This window comes from Acidobacterium capsulatum ATCC 51196 (genome assembly GCF_000022565.1).
GTDB lineage: Bacteria > Acidobacteriota > Terriglobia > Terriglobales > Acidobacteriaceae > Acidobacterium > Acidobacterium capsulatum.
Genome location: NC_012483.1, coordinates 2,982,683 through 3,002,578, shown reverse-complemented (window position 1 = coordinate 3,002,578; position 19,896 = coordinate 2,982,683). Strand labels below are relative to the sequence as shown.

General features: G+C 61.9%; 17 protein-coding genes. All 17 read left to right on the top strand.

Going from position 1 to position 19,896, the window contains the following annotated elements; all coding sequences use genetic code 11:
• Nucleotides 1-235: 235 nt before the first annotated feature.
• Nucleotides 236-844: a hypothetical protein gene (locus ACP_RS12340; RefSeq protein WP_015897664.1), complete on the top strand. Its 609-nt coding sequence runs from the start codon at nt 236-238 to the stop codon at nt 842-844.
• Nucleotides 841-1,209, top strand: coding sequence for a cupin domain-containing protein (locus ACP_RS12335; protein ID WP_015897663.1), 369 nt, complete (start codon nt 841-843; stop codon nt 1,207-1,209). Before ACP_RS12340 ends, ACP_RS12335 begins: the two co-directional genes overlap by 4 nt.
• A gap of 49 nt (nt 1,210-1,258) precedes the next feature.
• On the top strand, nt 1,259-1,960 hold the full coding sequence (locus ACP_RS12330) for a site-2 protease family protein (protein ID WP_015897662.1): 702 nt from the start codon (nt 1,259-1,261) through the stop codon (nt 1,958-1,960).
• 76 nt (nt 1,961-2,036) lie between these two features.
• Nucleotides 2,037-3,629: a tryptophan--tRNA ligase gene (trpS, locus tag ACP_RS17780; protein WP_015897661.1), complete on the top strand. Its 1,593-nt coding sequence runs from the start codon at nt 2,037-2,039 to the stop codon at nt 3,627-3,629.
• A gap of 3 nt (nt 3,630-3,632) precedes the next feature.
• Nucleotides 3,633-4,622 carry a segregation/condensation protein A gene (locus tag ACP_RS12320; protein ID WP_476499098.1) on the top strand — a complete coding sequence of 330 codons (990 nt, stop codon included), beginning with the start codon at nt 3,633-3,635 and terminating at the stop codon, nt 4,620-4,622.
• Between the two features lie 398 nt (nt 4,623-5,020).
• Complete coding sequence (gene scpB / locus ACP_RS12315) at nt 5,021-6,214, top strand: SMC-Scp complex subunit ScpB (protein ID WP_015897658.1); 1,194 nt, start codon at nt 5,021-5,023, stop codon at nt 6,212-6,214.
• A complete protein-coding gene (locus ACP_RS12310) occupies nt 6,207-7,427 on the top strand; it encodes a pseudouridine synthase (protein ID WP_015897657.1) in 1,221 nt (406 codons plus the stop codon). The genes scpB and ACP_RS12310 overlap by 8 nt, the downstream gene beginning before the upstream one ends.
• Before the next feature lie 52 nt (nt 7,428-7,479).
• Nucleotides 7,480-8,670 (top strand): glycosyltransferase, encoded by a 1,191-nt coding sequence (locus ACP_RS12305; protein ID WP_015897656.1) that lies wholly within the window; start codon nt 7,480-7,482, stop codon nt 8,668-8,670.
• A 571-nt stretch (nt 8,671-9,241) separates the two neighbouring features.
• Nucleotides 9,242-9,763, top strand: a complete 522-nt coding sequence (locus tag ACP_RS12300; protein WP_015897655.1) for a hypothetical protein — start codon at nt 9,242-9,244, stop codon at nt 9,761-9,763.
• A 90-nt stretch (nt 9,764-9,853) separates the two neighbouring features.
• Nucleotides 9,854-10,525 carry a ribulose-phosphate 3-epimerase gene (gene rpe, locus ACP_RS12295; RefSeq protein ID WP_015897653.1) on the top strand — a complete coding sequence of 224 codons (672 nt, stop codon included), beginning with the start codon at nt 9,854-9,856 and terminating at the stop codon, nt 10,523-10,525.
• Between the two features lie 48 nt (nt 10,526-10,573).
• Entirely contained in the window at nt 10,574-12,223 is a 1,650-nt protein-coding gene (locus tag ACP_RS12290; protein ID WP_015897652.1) for an outer membrane protein assembly factor BamD, read from the top strand.
• A gap of 164 nt (nt 12,224-12,387) precedes the next feature.
• Nucleotides 12,388-15,180 carry a valine--tRNA ligase gene (locus ACP_RS12285; RefSeq protein ID WP_015897651.1) on the top strand — a complete coding sequence of 931 codons (2,793 nt, stop codon included), beginning with the start codon at nt 12,388-12,390 and terminating at the stop codon, nt 15,178-15,180.
• Nucleotides 15,181-15,189: 9 nt separating this feature from the next.
• Complete coding sequence (gene nadC, locus ACP_RS12280) at nt 15,190-16,077, top strand: carboxylating nicotinate-nucleotide diphosphorylase (protein ID WP_041839547.1); 888 nt, start codon at nt 15,190-15,192, stop codon at nt 16,075-16,077.
• Nucleotides 16,078-16,240: 163 nt separating this feature from the next.
• On the top strand, nt 16,241-17,059 hold the full coding sequence (locus ACP_RS12275; RefSeq protein WP_015897649.1) for a biotin--[acetyl-CoA-carboxylase] ligase: 819 nt from the start codon (nt 16,241-16,243) through the stop codon (nt 17,057-17,059).
• Between the two features lie 2 nt (nt 17,060-17,061).
• On the top strand, nt 17,062-17,880 hold the full coding sequence (locus ACP_RS12270; protein ID WP_015897648.1) for a type III pantothenate kinase: 819 nt from the start codon (nt 17,062-17,064) through the stop codon (nt 17,878-17,880).
• 5 nt (nt 17,881-17,885) lie between these two features.
• Nucleotides 17,886-18,593 (top strand): hypothetical protein, encoded by a 708-nt coding sequence (locus ACP_RS12265; protein WP_015897647.1) that lies wholly within the window; start codon nt 17,886-17,888, stop codon nt 18,591-18,593.
• Nucleotides 18,590-19,873 carry a 23S rRNA (uracil(1939)-C(5))-methyltransferase RlmD gene (gene rlmD / locus ACP_RS12260; RefSeq protein WP_015897646.1) on the top strand — a complete coding sequence of 428 codons (1,284 nt, stop codon included), beginning with the start codon at nt 18,590-18,592 and terminating at the stop codon, nt 19,871-19,873. Before ACP_RS12265 ends, rlmD begins: the two co-directional genes overlap by 4 nt.
• Nucleotides 19,874-19,896 lie beyond the last annotated feature (23 nt).

Sequence of the window (19,896 nt, the reverse complement as noted above, 5' to 3'; positions counted from 1 at the left end):
CCGTCTTTAATTTTGCTGCCTGACGGCACGGCTGAAGCCGTGCCCTGATACGGGCGTTCTATGAGGCAAAAGAAACAACCGCACTCAAGGCAACGGCAGGCTTGCATGGGGCACCCGGGGTCCCCACGGGCGGACTGAGCAGGACAAGGCTCCCACGTCTCAAAATCGAGACGTGGGGCACCCGCCTTTTTCGGAGGAGATGCGGGCGGCGTACACTCGTTGGCGAAGGATGGTTATGACGAATCCTGAAGTTGCTGAGCCGCGGCCGACGCGGGAGGCCGATGAGGTCTTTGATCGCTGGATTGCGTTTTTGGACGATGAGTTTACCCGGCACAAGAAGCCGTCGATTCGGGCCGAGCTGGTGCGGGATAATCTGCACCATATTCTGCTGGGGCGCGCGCCGGCCGGGCGGCTGAACTTTACGCTGGTGAGCGAGCTGCCCTACAACGTGATGGAGCTGGCGCTGGACCCGAACAATGTGACGCTGGCGGCCGAGTATGAGCCGGAGCTGGACCGCGAGCGGTTTGCGCCGGTGAAGCCGCTGGTGTGGTTCTGGCAGATGTTTGACCGGACGCCGCTGGCGCTGAACCATTGCCTGGGATTTCGCTTCCGGCGGATGCTGGGGCGGCACATTTTTGCGGAAATGGGCAGCGGCGTGAAGATTTATCACGGCGTGGAGTTCACGTTTGGCTATCAAGTCGCGCTCGAGGACGAGTGCGTGATTCGCCCGTATGCGGTGCTCGAGGACCGGACGGCGCTGAGGATTCCGAAGGGCATGATGGTGGGACGGGGTGCGGTGGTGACGCCGCCGGGACCGTCCGGGACGGAGAGGAGCTGGGTGTGAGTGAGCCGCAGGTGGTGAACCTGAGGGAGAAGCTCGGGAAGTTTGAAGAGCACTGGTCGCCGCGCGTGGTGGCCGAGATGAATGACTACCAGTTCAAGGTAGTGAAGCTCAAGGGCGAGTTTGTGTGGCACCAGCACGAGGACACGGACGAGGCGTTTCTGGTGATCGAAGGCGAGATGGAGATTGGCTTTCGGGATCGCACGGTGACGCTCGGGGCCGGAGAGATGTTTGTGGTTCCGCGCGGGGTGGAGCACATTACGCGGGCGGCCGGGGAGTGTCATGCGCTGATTCTGGAGCCGCGCGGGGTGGTGAACACGGGTGATGCGGGCGGCGCGCTGACGGCAGCCAACGACGTGTGGGTGTAGGGCGGACGGGTTCGGGCGGCGGGGATGGCCTGATAGGATCAGACTGTCCATGAACCAGCAAATTGTTATCAAAATCTTTGAATTTGTACTGCTTCTGTTTGCCTTGAGTCTGCACGAAGCCTCGCACGCGTGGATGGCTTCGCGCCTGGGCGACCAGACGGCGCGCATGCTGGGACGCGTGACGCTGAATCCGGTGAAGCACATCGACATACTGGGCACGATTATTTTGCCGCTGGTGATGCTGTTTGCGCCGGGATTTGGGCAGTTTCTGATTGGCTGGGCGAAGCCGACGCCGGTGAATGGGCGCAACTTCAAGCACTACAAGCGCGACGACATGCTGGTAACGCTGGCCGGGCCGGGCAGCAACCTGGTGATTGCGCTGGTGAGCGTGGTGCTGCTGGTGGTGCTGGCCAAGGCTGCTCCGGGGGGCGAGCTGGTGGTGCATGCGCTGGCGGCGGGCGCGTGGGGACTGGCGCTGACGCAGGGCGGAGCGGTGGTTCCAGTGGGGCTGCTGTTGTACCTGAGCGTGTGGCTGAACCTGATGCTGACGATCTTTAATCTGCTGCCGATTCCGCCGCTGGATGGCTCGCACATACTGCGGAACCTGCTGCCCTATAACGCGCTGAAGTTTTACGACTCGCTGGGCGGCTGGATTGGGCTGGCGCTGATCATTTTTGTGGGCGCGCCGGTGATGGACTTTTTCCTGAGTCCGCTGCTGGCGATGGTGAACATGATTCTGCTGCGGGTGTGAGGGACCGGGCGGTTATTCTGCTATGCGGGCTTGAATTCGTACAATGAGAGCAATCTTTTTCCTCTGAAGGACCCGAGTGCCGATCACGACAACCGATCAAAAAAAGCGCGTGCTGAGCGGCATGCGCCCCACCGGCAAGCTGCACCTTGGCAACTACATGGGCGCCCTGGCGAACTGGGTGCGTCTGCAGCACGAGTATGAGTGCTACTTCTTTATTGCCGACTGGCATGCGCTGACGACCGATTATGCGGACCCGAGCCGCATCAAGCAGAACACGCTGGATGTCGCGCTGGATTGGCTGGCCGCCGGACTTGATCCTGAGAGGTGCACGATCTTCATTCAGAGCCATGTGCCGCAGCATGCGGAATTGCATCTTCTCTTCTCGATGCTCACGCCGCTGGGCTGGCTGGAGCGCGTGCCGACCTATAAAGAGCAGATGGAGAACCTGACGACCAAGGACCTGACGACGTATGGGTTTCTAGGATATCCGCTGCTGCAGTCGGCGGACATTCTGCTCTACCAGGCGGATTACGTGCCGGTGGGGCAGGACCAGGTGGCACACGTGGAGCTGACGCGCGAGGTGGCTCGGCGGTTCAATTCGATGTATAAGTCCTCGATTTTGTCGGAGCCGGAGTCGCTGTTGACGCCGACCCCCAAACTGCCCGGCACGGATGGGCGGAAGATGTCGAAGAGCTATGGCAACACGATCGGATTGAGCGAGTCTCCCATGGCCGTGGCGACCAAGATTCACCGCATGTCCACGAACGGCCAGCGGATGACGCCCTCTGATCCGGGTGATCCTGATCTTTGCCCGGTGGGCGATCTGCACAAGATTTTCAGCAGCGCGGAGGTTATCGCGCAAACCCAGGAAGGATGCCGGAAAGCCTCACTGCCTTGTGAGTGGTGCAAGATCGAGGCTGGGCATTCGGTGGTTGCAATTACAGATCCCTTTCATGAGAAGCGCCAGAGATATGAAGCGCGAATTGATGAGACCTGGGAGATGCTGCGGGAGCAGTCAAGGAAGGCGGCTGCCCGCGCGGAAGAGACGATGCTGCCGGTGCGAGCGGCCATGGGTATTACGCATGAACTCGGCGCAGTGCGGCGCTACTTTGGCCTGACCGCGCAAGAGCGGGAGAAGCTTTATCACCTGGAGGATTGCGAAGACTGGCTTGCTGTTGCGAGCGATCAAAGAACGATCTTTCTGCGCGACTACTGGGTGAATAATCTGGTTTCGCGTGACGCCCGGCTTTCGCAGGAGGCGAATCGTGTCTTCACCACCCTGGAGCGCGAGATCGAAGAGCCTTACCTGACGGCAAAGAAGAAACGCGTGCTCGTCACGGCTGCCGTGGAAGAGCCAGATGGATGGCATTTCCGGATCCCGGCTCGTTCGTATGAGATATGGACCCTGCTTTGCTGGAAGCGTCCGGAAGATGATTTGTATGACTTTGTGCTTCCGCAGAACGTTTATGCGCAAGCTTTTGCGCAAGCCAAACGCCTGCTTCGCAAGAATGAACAGATTCATCTTCGGGTGCGCCAACACGGGGACAAATGGCAGCTTCAGTTCGTTGATTTGAATCGTCCAGAAGTGTCCAACGGTGCGAATATAGCTCCGGAAGTCGAGTTCATTGACATTACGGAGTATCTGCGTAACTATCGGCCGCTTTTGTAGAGAGTGAACTTATTGAACTCCTCTGAGAACAATCCGAAGATCGATGTTGAAGTATCCGCTGCGCCGGACGCGGTGGAGGGCGCAGCGGCGCCTGCCGGAGAGGCAGCGGCGGTAAAGGCGGGGCTGGAGCCAGTCAGCAAAACGGCGAAGGCCGATGCCGCGGCCGAGGGCAAGGGGCGCAAGGACAAGGGCGGCAAGGGCCGCGAGGAGGAGAACGGGTTTCCGTTCTCGGTGACGGTGGGGCTGGTGTATGACGGGCCGCTCGATCTGCTGCTGGACCTGATTCGCAAGCAGGACATCGACATCTACGACATTCCGATTGCGAAGATCACGGCGCAGTTTCTGGCCTATGTGGAGCGGCTGAAGCACACCGACGTGGATACGGCGGGCGAGTTCATTTATATGGCCGCGCTGCTGATTCACATCAAGAGCAAGATGCTGCTGCCTCGGCTGCCGGTGGAGATTGCGGGCGATGAGGCGGAGGATCCGCGCCGGGAGCTGGTGGAGCGGCTGCTCGAACACGAGCGCTTCAAGAATGCGGCGCAGATGCTGGCGCAGAAGCAGCAGATTGAGGCGGCGATCTTCTCGAATCCGCAGATCAGGGAGTTTCGCCACGCGGAGGGCACGGAGCAGGAGATTGCGGCCGACACGATGGACCTGGCGCGCGTGTTTCGCGAGATTCTGGAGCGGATCAGGGAGAAGCCGGTTCTCGATGTGGAGGAGGACTCGGTGACGGTGGGGCAGATGATTGACTATGTGCGCCGCCGGATGATGACGGAGGACAAGCCGGTTTCGCTGCGGCGGATATTGGCCTCGACGCGCTCGGAGCGCACGCTGATCTGCACGTTTCTGGCACTGCTGGAGCTGGTGCGGCTGCAGGCGGTGCTGCTGTTTCAGCCGGGCAACTTCACCGATATTCTCATCAAGAAACAGGAGCGGTTTGATGAGGTGTTGACGGAGAGCGCGAGCCTGATTCGGGACGACTGGGCCTAGGGGGACTCGCCGTCCAGAATGGAGAGGACGGGCACACGCGCCTGCGGCGCCCTGGTGTTTGCCGGACCGAGGCGCGCCGCGAGGGTTTAAGGACTGGCACGTGTTTCCCGGGTCCGAAAACACGGGGCAATATTTGCCCGGGTCCGAAAACACGGACCCGGGGCACCCCGCACCCGGCTAAAGCCGTGCCCTGATACAAGCATCGTTATGGTACCCTTCGGCTGCGCTCAGGGCGGCCTTTGAAGGAGGGGCCCGAGTTTTCCTGGGTCCGAAGACACGGGGCAACATTTGCCGGGCCGAAACCACGGACCGGGGGCACCCGAAGGGGTTCGGGACGAGTTTTCCGCAGGGTGTGAGGGCGCTCGGGGGCAGGTTCGGTAGTATCGAGAGAGAATTTCATGAGCCTGAAAGCAAGAATTGAAGCCGTGATCTACGCTGCTGAAGAGCCGGTAACGCTGGCGCAGCTAGCGGCGTTGTTTGGCGAGGACGCGCTCGAACAGAAGCAGCAGCGCGAGGCCGAGGCCGCCGAAGAGGCGGAGGCGCGGGCGGCGGAGTCCGCTGCGATTGCTGAAGCCGATGCGGAAGAGGCCGAAGAAGTGATGGCCGCCCCGGCTGAGGGCGAGGTCGAGAGCGCAGAAGACGCTGGCGCGGAAGAGGAAGCGCAGAGCGAGGCCGAGACGCCAGCTGAAGAGGCCGAAGCCGGAACGCTTGAGGCCAGCGAGCCGGAGAACGCGGAAGACGGGACGGCGGAAGAGCCGGAAGAAGAAGCGCAGGGCACGGCCGAGGTGCCAACCGAAGAGACGGTTGCCACGGAAACGCCGGAAGAGATTGACGAGAAGAAGCTGGCGCGACTGCGCGAGCGCGAGATTCGCGACGAGCTGCGGCGGACGGTGGAAGAGCTGATCGCCGAGTATGCGAAGAGCGACCGCGGGATGGAGATTCGCGAGGTGGCCGGAGGCTATCGCGTGGGTACGCGGCCGGAGTATCACGACTCGGTGCGGGCGTTTGTGCGGAGCCTGAAGCCGCCCATCAAACTGAGCCTGCAGGCGCTGGAGACGCTGGCGGTGATTGCCTACAAGCAGCCGGTGACGGCGCCGGAGGTGGGCGAGATTCGCGGCGTGGACTCGGCGGGCGTGATTGGCTCGCTGATTGGCCGCAAGCTGGTGACGACGGCGGGCCGCAAACAGGTGATTGGACGGCCGATTCTCTACAAGACGACCAAGGAATTTCTGCTGCGCTTTGGGCTCAAGGATTTGAACGAGCTGCCATCGATGGAAGAGTTTGAGAAGATGGCCGGCGAGTTGAACGAATCGCTGCCCTTTGATGAGGAGCAGACGGAGGCCCGGGCGCAGGCGGAAGAAAAAAGCGCCGCAGCCGATGAGGCGGTGGAGGCTCCAGCGGAGCTGGGACGGCCGCGTGTCGAGATTGAGGTGGAAGGCGACGGCGGCGCGATTGCGGTCACGGATGAGTCCACGATTTATGAAGACGTGCCGGGTGTGGCCACGGCGGTGAGCGTGGTGGCGGAGGCAGCCGTTGTAGAGACTGCCGAAGGCGCGGAAGAAGACGAAGCAGAGGAGACGGCTCATGCCTAGCCGCAAGCCACGGACGGAGAAGGCGCAGCAGGCTGCGCCACAGGAAGAGCCTCGCGGCGGCGAGCGGCTGCAGAAGATTCTGGCGTCGGCGGGCGTGGCCTCGCGGCGCAAGGCCGAGGAACTGATTCTGGCCGGACGCGTGCAGGTGAACGGGCAGGTGGTCACGGAGATGGGCTTCAAGGCTGATGCGGCGAGCGACCACATTCGCGTAGACGGGAAGCTGCTGCAGGGGCCGGAGAAGCTGCGCTACTTCATGCTGAACAAGCCGAAGGGTTACGTCACGACGGTGAGCGACCCGGAGGGGCGGCACACGGTGATGGAGTTCTTCCATGGCCGGGGGAAGGGCGGGGAGCGGTTGTATCCCGTAGGGCGGCTGGATTATGCGAGCGAAGGCCTGCTGCTGATGACCAATGACGGTGCGCTGGCCAATACGCTGACCAAGGCGTCTTCGCATGTGGAGAAGGTTTACCTGGTGAAGGTGAGCGGACGGCCCACGGAGGAGCAACTGGAGCAGATTCGCGCGGGCATCATGATTGACCGGGGACGGCCGGGCGAGGGCCGCGTGATGACGGCTCCGGCGGGCGTGCGGATGGTGCGGGATGCGGAGAATCCGTGGTTTGAGCTGACGCTGATTGAGGGTCGGAACCGCGAGATTCGCAAGATGTTTGAGGAGACCGGCCACTTTGTGGAGAAGATTCGCCGCATTGGGTATGGCCCGCTGGTGCTGGATGTGGAGCCGGGTGAGGTGCGCGAGCTGAACCCCGAAGAGGTGGACTCGCTGCGGCGGGCCGCGCAGCGGAAGCGCGCTCCCAAGCCGAAGGCCGCAACGAAGACCAAGCGGCTGACGATGCTGCCGAAGGCGAAGCCAGCGAGGAAATCGGCCACGGGCGGACGGCCGGGCAGAGCCGGGGCAGGAAGACCGGCGGCAGGCAGGCCGGGGCGCGCGGGACAGGGTGGACAGAACGCGCGGAGCGGACAGGGCGGCGCCTCGTCGGAACGTCCGGCGAGGAAATTGGCGCCAGAGGGTGCTTCCCGAGCAACGGAAAGAGCGGGCTCGAGATCTGGCGCGAAGGCGGGGAACAAGCCGGCTGCACGGCCAGGCACGCGGTCTGGAAGCAGGCCGGGGCCCAAGTCAGGTTCACGGCCGGGGGCTGGGTCTCGTTCCGGGACGGGGTCTCGTTCGGGAGCGGGACCACGGTCGGGCCGCCGTTAGAGCGGATTTTAACCGGGTATTTTTCAGGCGCAGGTATAACCAGACTGACCAGATGGCGTTTCCTTCGGAGTCCCAGAGGGCAGTTCCCCGGGTTGCGTACTTCCCCGATTCCTTTCATGAAATCAATGGAGTCGCTCATACGTCGCGCCACTTTGAGGCGTATGCGCGGCGGCATGGGCTCCCGTTTTTGTGCGCGCGGGCCGGGGGCAGACCGACGGCGGTGATCGAAGAGGGCGCGCTGACGACGCTGGAGCTGCGGCGCGGCATCTTCTCGGTTCCGCTGGACAAGGATTTGCACCTCGATCCGGTTTTCTTCCGCCACCTGAGGGTGATGGACCAGACGGTGCGGGCCTTCCGGCCAGATATTGTTCACATCACGGGCCCGAGCGATGTGGGTCTGATGGCTGCGGCGGTGGCGATTCTGAACCGGATTCCGATGGCGGCCTCATGGCACACGAACGTGCATGAGTATGCGGCTAAGCGGTCGCAGTGGCTGTTGAGTTCCCTGCCAAAGGGGCTGGCGCGCGCGGGCGCCGCGGGCATTGAGGAGTTCTTTTTGCGGCTGACGTCGCTGCTCTACTCGTGGGCGGAGGTGAACTTTGCCCCGAACGAGGGGCTGTGCCGGCTGCTGGAGCGCACGACGGGACGGCCCTGCCACCTGATGCAGCGCGGGGTGGACACGGAGCTGTTTTCGCCGGAGAAGCGCACGGAAGCGAGCACGGGCGATTTTGTGCTGGGGTTTGTGGGGCGGCTCTCGGTGGAGAAGAATGTGGCGCTGCTGGCGCAGATTCAGCAGGAGCTGGAAGCGCGCGGGCTCAGGAATTTTCGCTTTCGCATTGTGGGCCAAGGACAGGAAGAGGCATGGCTGCGGGAGCGGCTGCCGCGCGCCGAGTTCACGGGCGTGCTGCGCGGCGAAGCGCTGGCGCGGGCCTATGCGGGCATGGACCTGTTTGTCTTCCCTTCGCACACGGACACGTTTGGGAATGTAGTGCTGGAGGCGCTGGCGTCGGGGGTTCCGGCAGTGGTGACGCGAGATGGCGGGCCGTGCTCGATTGTGCGCGATGGGGAGACGGGCTGCGTGGCGGAGGATGGGGAGTTTTCGGGCGCGATTGCGGGGGTTGTGGGCAATCCCGAGCGGCATGCCCGGATGCGGCAGGCGGCGCGCGCCTATGCGCTGACGGCCTCGTGGGATGCGGTGTTTGACAAGGTGTATGAGGCGTATCGTGGGGTGTTGAGGGGCTGAGGGCCGGGTGAAAGCCATGCCCTCACATGGGTGGTGCGGAAATGGACCTCAGGGGCTGAAGCCCCGAATCCTCAAGACGGGGTAGATGTACGGGCTGAAGCCCGTACCCTTCAAGGGCTGAAGCCCCTTCTATGACAGGCGGTTTGTGGCGTGGCTGAAGCCATGCCGGGATGCGGGGGATGGTGGGAGAAACTTCGGATGGTGTTTGGTGACCGGAGCATCGCAGGGATTCTTCCCACCCCGGGAACGAAGACCTGTTCCCGGGGGTCCCGGTTCACCGCGTTGCGGTTCAGAATGACTCGGGCTTTTGTGCGGGCGCTTTGGCCGGAGAGCGAGAATTCCCTCAGGGGCTGAAGCCCCGAATCCTCAAGACTGGCTGGATGTACGGGCTGAAGCCCGTACCCTTCAAGGGCTAAGGCCCCGAATGATTTCCCGTTTTGGATTTTTCGCAGTTACGTGTTGCGAGTGCCAAGAATACGCGCGGGGAATCCAAATGAGGGATTGCCTTTCATGGGTTTTTCCGTAAATTTGTGACTCAACAGCAGGGCTGCCTGCCCTGGGTGGAGGTGGAATGACTCCTGAGTCGAATGGACTGCAAGCCTTCTTTGAAGACGTGGTGACGCACTGCTTTCGTGCGCATACGGCGGTCGATGATCCGGAGCTGACCGGCTATGTGGCCGGGATGCTCGCGCACTTTTCGGCAGCGGAACAGCTTTATCCGCTGCAGGATGCGGAGGGGCAGCCGGTGCGGAGCCTGGGCCTGATGCTGATGGCCTCGGACCCGGTGCATGGCCGCGCCAGCTCGTTTGACGAGGAACGCAAGGTGCGGAAGCATATCGGCGATTTTGCGCTGTTTTCGACGGGGATGTATCCGGAAAACACGCACCGGTATGCCGAGGACGCGACGTTTACCGAACTGGTGCGGACGGGCAAGGAGAGCTATTACATCGTGTCGCAGTTTGACCTGTTTGAGTATGCGAAGGAGGCGGCGCTGTTTGCGAAGCTGACCGAGCAGTTTGACACCTGCCGCTACGGGCTGACGAAGGTGAGCGAAACGCTCAGCCAGATGAATGGGCCGAAGCTGCTGATGTAGGGCTGGCCGTCCGGGCGAAAGTGCCTTCGGCGCAGCTCCCGTTGGCCGCCGGGGGCGCCTGCCGAAGGACATTGGTACACTGGCGGTACTGTGATTGAACTGCTTCCTTCGATATTGGCGTCGGATTTTGCGCGGCTGGCCGATGAGGTGCACGCGGCTGAGGCCGGCGGCGGCACGGTCATTCATGTGGATGTGATGGATGGGCATTTTGTGCCCAATCTGACGCTGGGACCGCCGCTGGTGAAGTCGCTCAGGAAGCATACGAAGCTGCCCTTTGACGTGCATATGATGGTCGAGCGTCCGGATGACTTTGTGGCGGCGTTTGCCGAGGCCGGGGCGAACTGGATGAGTGTGCATTATGAGGCTTGCCCGCATCTGCACCGGTCGCTGAGCCTGATTCGGGAGCATGGGATGGAGCCGGGGGTGGTGATCAATCCGGCGACCCCGGTGGAGGTGATTTTGCCGGTGCTGCCGATGGTGCATCATGTGCTGGTGATGAGCGTGAATCCGGGGTTTGGGGGGCAGAAATTCATCCCTTTTTCGCTGGATAAGATTCGGCGGCTAAAAGAACTTCGCCAGGAGCTGGGGCTCACGTTTAGGATTGAGGTAGACGGCGGGGTGGACGCGGAGACAATTGCCAGCGTCGTGACCGCCGGGGCAGACCTGCTGGTGGCAGGGAGCGCCGTATTTGGCGGAGGCCATGCCGAGCAACAGGCACGCCTGCTGCTGGAACTGGCGCGCAAGGCCGCTGCGGCGGCATAAAGAAGGTTGGAAGCGGCGCGGGCAAGTGCGCGCCGGGTTTGAGGTGTTATGAATCGGTTGGTTAAAGGTGTCACGGCCCTGTGCGTAGGCGCTGCCCTGTGCAGCGCCCCCAATGCGTTTGCCAGGAAGCACCACCACAAGAAGAAGACGCGGTTTTCGCAGGTTGACACGAATCCGCTGGCGAACCTGAAGACGAAGCAGCCGGACGCCGAGCTTTTTAACAAGGCAATGAAGTCGATGCGCAAGGGCCGCTACGATGTGGCGCGCCTGGAGCTGGAGACGCTGCTGAATACGTATCCGGACTCAGAGTATGCGATGCGTGCGAAGCTGGCGGTGGCCGATTCGTGGTTCAAGGAAGGCGGCACCGCGGCGCTGGAGCAGGCTGAGGCCGAGTACAAGGACTTCATCACGTTCTTCCCTAATACGCCAGAAGCTGCCGAGGCGCAGATGAAGGTGGGCGACATCTATTACATGCAGATGGAGCGTCCGGACCGCGACCCGACCAATGCTGTGGCGGCCGAGCAGCAATACCGCACGATGATTGAGCAGTTCCCGGACTCGACACTGATTCCGGAGGCGAAGCAGAAGCTGCGCAACGTGCAGGAAGTGCTGGCGCAGGCACAGTTTGAGGTGGGTACGTACTACTCGACCACCGAGGATTGGCCGGGCGCGATTGCGCGTCTGGAAACGGTGGCCGATCTGTATCCGCTCTACAGCAAGGTAGACGCCGATCTGCTGCTGATGGGCGATGACTATGCGAACGAAGCGCAGGCGGTGAGCCGCATGCGCATGCCGGCCAAGGCGAAGACGGAGCTGCTGAACTATTACAACGGCCGGGCAGCGGATGCGTGGAGCGCGATTGTGGAGAAGTATCCGATGTCGCCCAACGCGGAAAACGCGAAGGACCGCCTGATTGCGATGGGACTGAAGATTCCGACGCCGACGCCGGAGGCTCTGGCCGAGAGCGAGGCGATGGAAGCCAGCATGGTTCCGGTGAAGTTCAAGACGCGTGCACTGGACTTTTTCAGCCGCGCGGGCGCGACGCCGGTGCAGGCCGTGCGTGTGGGTAACCCGACGCTGACAGATCCGCCGCAGACGTATGCGCCGGCGATCGCACGGCAGCAAAAGGCCGTATTCATTGCCGCGCTGAGGAATGAACCGCTGCCGACGGCGAATGATGAGAACCAGAGCACGGTAGAGGCGCAGAGCGGCCCGCACATGGCAACGCCCTCTGAGATTCGTGCGGCTGATAAGAACAGCAACGGCGAGCAGTCCACGCCCACAGCCTCATTTGAAGATGTACCGACGGGCAATGCGGACACGAGCAGCGATACGACGACGGTGGACGCGCAGGGCGGCGTGAAGACGTCGGTTCACCAGACACCGCAGGAGAACTCAGAACCGGCAGGGCCGGATCGTCCGGCGGAGATCAACGGCGCGGCGATTGCGCCTTCGGTGAATACGCCAATTGCAGGCCCGGTTGGCTCCTCGGGACCGAAGGCTCTGCCAGCGGCGGAGAAGCCGGCGGAGGCGCCCAGCCAGATCAACGATGTGCCCGACACAGCTCGCGGCCATGCCATGAATCAGGCGGCCAACGGCAAGCACAAGAAGAAGAAGGCCGCGTTTAACTCGAAGGAAGAGTCGTCGAGCAGGCACAAGAAGAAGAAGGGCTTGCATCGCTGGCTGAATCCGTTCTAAACGGCAGCAAATCTGACGCAGCACAAAGGGCCGCCGCGTGCGGCCCTTTGTGCTGCGTGGGTGCCGGAGCGGGAACGGCACGCTATCCTAGAAAGAAGTACAAAACAGAAAGCTACCTGAGAACTTTTGACCGCATGACAGAGCCGAATCCGCCAGCGACTTCCATGACCGAGAGCCCCTCGCAGGGGACGCGCCGCGACCTGCCCAAAGCCTACGACCCGACCGCGATTGAAGATCGCTGGGCCGAGTACTGGGTTCGCGAGAAGCTGTTTGATGTTCCCCCGGCAGAGCAGAAGCCGGTGGACCCGGCAAATGTATTCACGATGCTGCTGCCGCCGCCGAATGTGACGGGCAACCTGCACATGGGGCATATGTTTGAGCACGCGGAATCGGACATTCTGACGCGCTGGCACCGGATGAAGGGTAAGACGACGCTGTGGGTTCCGGGCACGGACCATGCGGGCATTGCCACGCAGTTGATGGTGGAGCGGCAGTTGAAGACCGAAGGCAAGACGCGACAGGAGATGGGCCGCGAAGCCTTTGTGGACCGCGTGTGGCAGTGGAAGGAACACTACGGCGGCGCGATTCTTGGGCAGATGCGGCGGCTGGGCACGAGCGTGGACTGGTCGCGCGAATATTTCACGATGGATGAGAATCTGTCGGCGGCGGTGCGCGAAGCATTTGTGACGATGCATGAGCAGGGGCTGATCTATCGCGGAGCCTACATCGTGAACTGGTGCCCGCGCTGCCAGACGGCGATCAGCGATCTGGAAGTGGTGCATGAGGAGCAGCAGGGGTCGATCTGGGAGATTCGCTATCCGGTGATTGAAGAGCCTGGCGAATTTGTAACCGTGGCGACGACAAGACCGGAGACGATGCTGGGCGACGTGGCGGTGGCGGTGCATCCCGACGATGAACGGTACCGGCATCTGCATGGCAAGCGGCTGCGGCTGCCCCTGGTGGGCCGCGAGATTCCCATTGTGACCGACACGTGGGTGAGCGCGGAGTTTGGCACGGGCGCGGTGAAGGTGACGCCGGCGCATGATCCGAACGACTTTGCGATTGGGCAGCGGCACGGGCTCGCGTCGATCAGCGTGATGGATGACACGGCGCACATGACGGCGGATACCGGCACCTACGCCGGGCTGGAACGCTATGAGGCGCGGCAGCGCGTGCTGGCGGACCTGGAAGCGCAGGGATTGCTGGTGGCGGTGAAGGCGCATGCGAACTCCGTGGGCAAGTGCGACCGTTGCAAGACGGTGGTAGAGCCGCGGCTTTCGACGCAATGGTTCTTGAAGATTCAGCCGCTGGCCGATAAGGCGATCGCCGCTGTGGAGCAAGGATATATTCGCTTCACGCCGGAGCAGCATGCGAAGACCTATTTTGAGTGGATGCGCAACATTCATGACTGGTGCCTGTCGCGGCAGTTGTGGTGGGGGCACCGGATTCCGGCATGGCATTGCGGCACCTGCCAGCAGGTGACGGTGGCACGCGAGACTCCGGCGCAGTGCGTGCATTGCGGCAGCGAGAAGCTGACGCAGGAGACGGACGTGCTGGACACGTGGTTCTCTTCAGGACTGCTGCCCTGCTCAGTGTTTGGATGGCCCCGGCATACGAAGGATCTGGACGCGTTTTATCCGACGCAGCAACTGGTAACGGGCTTTGACATTCTGTTTTTCTGGGTGGCGCGCATGATTATGCTGGGCTGCCACTTCATGCTGGATGTGCCGATGGCCGATGGCAGCGAGCGCACGCTGAAGGATGCTGTGCCGTTTCGCGAGGTGCATATTCATGCGCTGGTGCGCGATGCGGACCGGCAGAAGATGTCAAAGACCAAGGGCAACGTGGTGGACCCGATTGAGATTGTGGGCCGCTTTGGCACCGATGCCGTGCGATTTACGCTGGCGGCGATGGCCTCGCCGGGCACCGATATTGCCTTCAGCGAAGCGCGCACGGAGGGATACCGCGCATTTGCCAACAAGATATGGAATGCGGCGCGGTTCATCTTTATGAACGTGGAGCGCGCGGAGCAGGCCGGAGTGAATGTGGAGGCGGCGAAGGTGATGGCCGCGCCGATGCTGGGCAAGGATGCGGCTCTGGAAGCGCGGTGGATCGTGTCGCGGCTGCAGGCGACAGCGGCTGACGTGAATCGGGCGCTGGAGGAGTACCGCTTTCATGAGGCGGCGAACCTGGTGTACCAGTTCTTCTGGGGCGAGTTTTGCGACTGGTACCTGGAGGCGGTGAAGCTGCGGCTGGATTTCAATGAAACAGCGGGGCAGTCAGTCAGCAAATCAGCCAGTCAGCAAGAAGCATTAACAACTCTGCTGCAGGTGTTTGAGGCTGCGCTGCGCATGCTCTCGCCCTTCATGCCGTTTTTGACGGAAGAGCTTTGGCATGCGTTCTGGAATGGCGCACCGCCGGCGAAGTCGATTGCGCTGACACGGTATCCGCTGGGCGAAGATGCGCTGCGCGATGCGCAGGCGGAGAATGACTTTGCGCTGCTGCAGGAGTTGATTGTGCAGGTGCGTGCGGCACGCAAGGATCTTGGCGTGGAAGAGAAAGCGCTGGTTCCGGTGCGGGTGCGAGCGGAGGGCGGAGCAGCGGCAGCGATTGCCGCGAATGCAGCGATGGTGGAGAAGCTGGCCCGCGTGGCGGGCATTGAGCAAGTGGCTGCGGTGCCGGAAGGCGCAGGCGTGCGATCGACTCCGCAGTTTGACGTGCAGGTGGTCTACGAAAAGAAGATTGACGTGGCTGCGGAGCGCGAACGCCTGACCAAGGAAATCGCGCGCTACGAGAAAGAGCAAGCGAATGCGGAACGGCAACTTGGCAATGAGGCGTTTTTGAGCAAGGCTCCCGCAAATGTGGTGGAAGGGCTGCGCACGCGCGCGGCAGAACTTGTGTTGCTGCTGGAGAAGGCGCGCGCTGGACTGAGTGAGTTGAAAGAAGCAACGAATTAAAGGGACACGATGATGGAATGGAAGAGCAAAAAGATTGAAGCCATTCTGGAAGGCGCGCTGAAAGAAGACAAGGCGACGCGGGATGTGACGACGGACATCACGGTGGATGCCGACCTGCGAGCTTCTGCTACCGTGATTGCGCGGCAGGACCTGACGTTGAGCGGGCTGGGATGTATTCCGCGATTTCTGGAGATATTTGCGGCGCTCGACAGCCGCAAGCATCGCCGGTATGAAATTGTGAGCCACCCGGAGATGTTTGATGGCGTGCGGGTGAAGAACGGGCAGGCGATAGCCGTAATTCGTCACAATGCGCGTGTCATTTTAGCCTGCGAGCGGGTGATTCTGAACCTGATGCAGCGCATGAGCGGCATTGCGACGATGACGCGGCGCTATGTGGACGCGATTGAAGGCACCGAAGCACGTGTGCTGGACACGCGAAAGACTGTTCCGGGGCTTCGTATGTTGGACAAGTACGCGGTGTGCTGTGGCGGCGGTGAAAATCACCGGCTGGACCTGTCAGACGGCATTCTGATCAAGAACAATCACATCTCGCTGGGCGGCGGCGTGGCCCGGGTGCTGGAGAGCGCGCACAAGAAGCGGCAGCCCGGACAGACGATTGACATTGAAGTGCGCAACTTTGAGGAATTGAAGACAGCACTGGAATATGGAGCCGAGTCACTGCTGCTGGATAACATGACTCCGGCTGAGGTGAAGAAGGCCGTGGCGATGGTGAAGGAGCACGACGAGAAGATTCCGACCGAAGCATCAGGCAATATTACGCTCGAGAACATTCGCAAATATGCGCAGACTGGCGTGACGTATATCTCAGTGGGAGCGTTGACGCACTCGGTGATGGCGGCGGACATCAGCATGCGCATCACGGCGGAGATTTACTAACGAATCGAGCCACCTACAGCCCCACTCAAACCAACACCAGGCTTGAATGGGGCACCCAGTGCAGAGCGGAAATTTACTAGTGAATTGCGCAAATGACGATCCCACTCAAGCCAAAGGCTGGCTTGCATGGGGCACCCAGAGCGAGATGGAGATTTACTGAGACGTGGAAGCTGCGGTGCAAGCCCTTGACCTGAACGCAATGAACGCGGCACTGGCAGAGACGCCGTTCGCGGGCAGGATTACGCTCTTCCCAGCGATCACATCGACCAACACGCATGCAATGGCGGAAGGGGATGCGGGCGCCGCGCATGGCAGTGTTTATGTGGCCGAGGAACAGACGGGCGGACGCGGGCGCGGGGCGCATGCGTGGGCTTCGCCGCCGGGCAGCGGACTGTATGTGAGTGTGCTGCTGCGTCCGCAGATGGCTCCGGGAGATGCGCTGTGGATCTCACTGGCCGCGGGTCTGGCGGTGCGTCATGCAGTGGAAGAGATGACGACACTGCAGGCGGACTTGCGCTGGCCCAATGATTTGATGCTCGGGAAGAAAAAGTTCTGCGGGATTTTGACTGAGATGCATGCCGAGGCGACACGCGTGCGGCATGTGGTGGTGGGTATCGGCATCAACGTGCTGCAGATGGCGTTTCCTGAAGGGCTGGATGCGATGGCAACCTCACTGCAGATTGAGACCGGGCTGCAGTGGTCGCGGCAGGATCTGCTGGTTGCGCTGCTGCAGGCTCTGGATCGCGAAATGTCTGCGCTGGGCGATGCGATGCGGATGGACGCCGCGAAGCAGAGCATTCTGGAGCGGATAGAGCGGGCGTCGAGCTGGGTGCGTGGCAAGCGCGTGCGCGTGGATGAAGGCGCTGGCTTCGCAGGCGTCACCGACGGGTTGAATGCGCAGGGATTTCTGCAGGTGCGCACGCAGGATGGTATTCGTACGGTGCTGTCTGGCGGAGTGCGCGAAGATGATGGGGGACGATAACGATGCTGCTGGTTTTGAATGTCAACAATACGAATACCCTCATCGCGATCTATAGCCTGCATGCCGATGGCTCAACCGATGAACTGCGCGCGACATGGCGCATCAGCACGCGGCAGGGGCAGACGGCGGACGAGTATGGCATTCTTGTGCGCAGCCTGCTGGCGAGCGAGGGGCTGGTATGCGAGGCAGTGCGGGATGTGGTGATTGCATCGGTGGTTCCGCCGCTGGATTGGACGCTGCGGCAGTTTTGCGAGCGCTACTTCACGAGCAAGCCGATCTTTATAGGGCCGGGCGTGAAGACGGGGTTGCCGATTCTGACGGATCATCCGACGGAGGTGGGCGCGGATCGCGTGGCGAATTGCATTGGTGCTTTTCACCGCTATGGCGGCCCGACGATTGTGGTGGACTTTGGCACGGCGACCAACTTCGATGTGGTGTCGCGCAAGGGTGAATTCATTGGCGGCGCGATTGCGCCGGGGCTGAATATTTCTGCCGAGGCACTGTTTGCGCGGGCTGCGCGGCTGCCGCGCGTGGAAATTCGCAAGCCGGCGAAGATGATTGGAACCAACACGGTGGACAATCTGCAGATTGGGTTGTTCTGGGGGCACATCGGGCTGGTGGACTCGATACTGGAGCGCATGATCAGCGAACTGGGGCATGATGTGAAATGCGTGGCTACAGGCGGACTGGCACAGGTGCTGGCAGGCGAATCGAAGTACATCACTGAAGTAAATGAAACGCTGACGCTCGACGGATTGCGGCTGGTGTATGAAGCACAGCGCGCAAGCCGCGAGAAGAGCGGCGGAAATCGCGGCGCGTAAAAGCTGTGCAGAACTACTTCAACTACTTCACGGAGATCGAAGAGCACTTTCAGCGCCGGCGCGGCACGCTGCTGCTGCTGTCTACGCTTGACTGGGCACTGATTGAGACCTGGCGCGAGGCGGGGGTTCCGCTGGAGGCCGTGCTGCGCGGGATCGACAAGGCTTTTGACAAGCACGAGGCCAAACCCAATGCGCGCACGCGGCGCGTGAACGGACTCGCCTGGTGTGCGCAGGCAGTGATGGAAGCAGCTCAGGAAATGCAGGAAGCGGCCGTGGGCATGGCGCGCAACACGCAAGCGGATAAGGCCGAGCAGCAAGGCTTTGAAAGCGAGCGCGTGGCGGCATGGCTGATGCGCGGGGCCGACGCATTGATGGCGGCCCAATTGCGCGGGCTGGCCGCGGAGACTGCGCAGGAGATTGCGACGCGATTGCGCGAGATGGCGGCGGATTCCGCAGCATGTGCCGGCGATCTGGAAGCGCTGGAGCGGAACCTGCTGGTGCTGGAAGAGAAGCTGATGACCGCGATTGTGGCCACAACCGGTGAAGCAGAGATGCTGGCGCTGAAAGAGCAGAGCGCGCGCGAACTGGCACCTTATAAACGGAAGATGCAGGTGGCGCAGATTCGACAGATTGAGCAGCAGTTTTTGCACAAGCAGCTTGTGGACCGGCATAAGCTGCCGCGACTGAGCCTGTTTTACATGAGCCAGGCATGAAGGTACGCATCGAAAAGGCGATCTACGGCGGCGCGGGGCTGGCGCGGCATGAGGGCAAAGCGGTCTTTGTGGAGCGATCTCTGCCGGGCGAGCTCGTGGAAGCTGAGATTGTAACCGACAAAGCATCTTATTCAGAAGCGCGTGTGACGGAGGTGCTGGAACCCTCTGCGGAGCGCGTGGCGGCGCCGTGCCCGTATTACGGCGCATGCGGCGGATGCCAGTATCAGCATGCGAGCGAAGACGAACAGTTGCGCATGAAAGCGGCGATCTTGCAGGAGACACTGGAGCGTGCGCGATTAAAGGATCTGCCTGAGATACAGGTGATTGCGGGAGAGCCGTGGGGATATCGCAACCGCATTCGGCTGCATGTGGAGACGAAGCCGTTTGCGCTGGGCTACCGGCGAGAGCAGTCGCATGTAACGCTGCCCGTGGAGGAGTGCCGCATTGCCGCTCCAGCGCTGGTGCGCGCGATGCAGGTGCTGGTGGAGCAGTGCGAAGCAGCGCTGGCAGGATGGGCGCGCGAAGTGGAACTGTTTACCGATGATGCGACGGAGCTCCTGTTGATAAGCGTGTATGCCGATGCAGCGACAGCGAAGATGCAGGAGCGACTGGATGCTTTGTGGGAGCGACTGCAAGGCGCGTTGCCCGAGGCGGCGGGATGCGCGGCGTTTGCGCTGCCGGCGGGTAAGGGATTTGCGCGGCGCGTGGCGACGGCGGGAGGGCCTTCGCTGACGTATGGCGCTGGCGGTTTGCAGTACCGCGTGAGCGCGGGTGCATTCTTTCAGGTGAACCGGTTTCTGGTGGATCGCATGGTGGCGGCGGTGTGCGAGGCACGTGCCGGGGCAACGGCATGGGATTTGTATGCGGGCGTCGGGCTATTTGCCAAAGCACTGGTGCCGCGGTTTGAGCATGTGACGGCGGTGGAGGCCGCGCCGGAGTCGGTCGCGGATTTGCGGGTGAACGCGCCGGGAGCACGCGTGGTGGCGGCGACGACACTCGACTTTCTGCGCAAGGCGGCGCAGGAAGCCGGAAAGCGGAAGGCCGCGCCGGATCTGGTAGTGGCGGACCCTCCGCGTGCGGGCCTGGGCAAAGATGTGACGGCGCTGCTGGGCAAGATTCGCCCCCGGCACATTACTTACGTTTCCTGTGATCCGGCAACGCTCTCGCGCGACCTTTTTGCGTTGCTACAATCCGGGTACCGCTTCCGCTCTCTGCACTTGTTGGATATGTTTCCGCAGACATTTCATGTGGAGACGATTGCCCAACTGACGCTCGAATAGATACGGCGGCCGGCGGGGGAGAA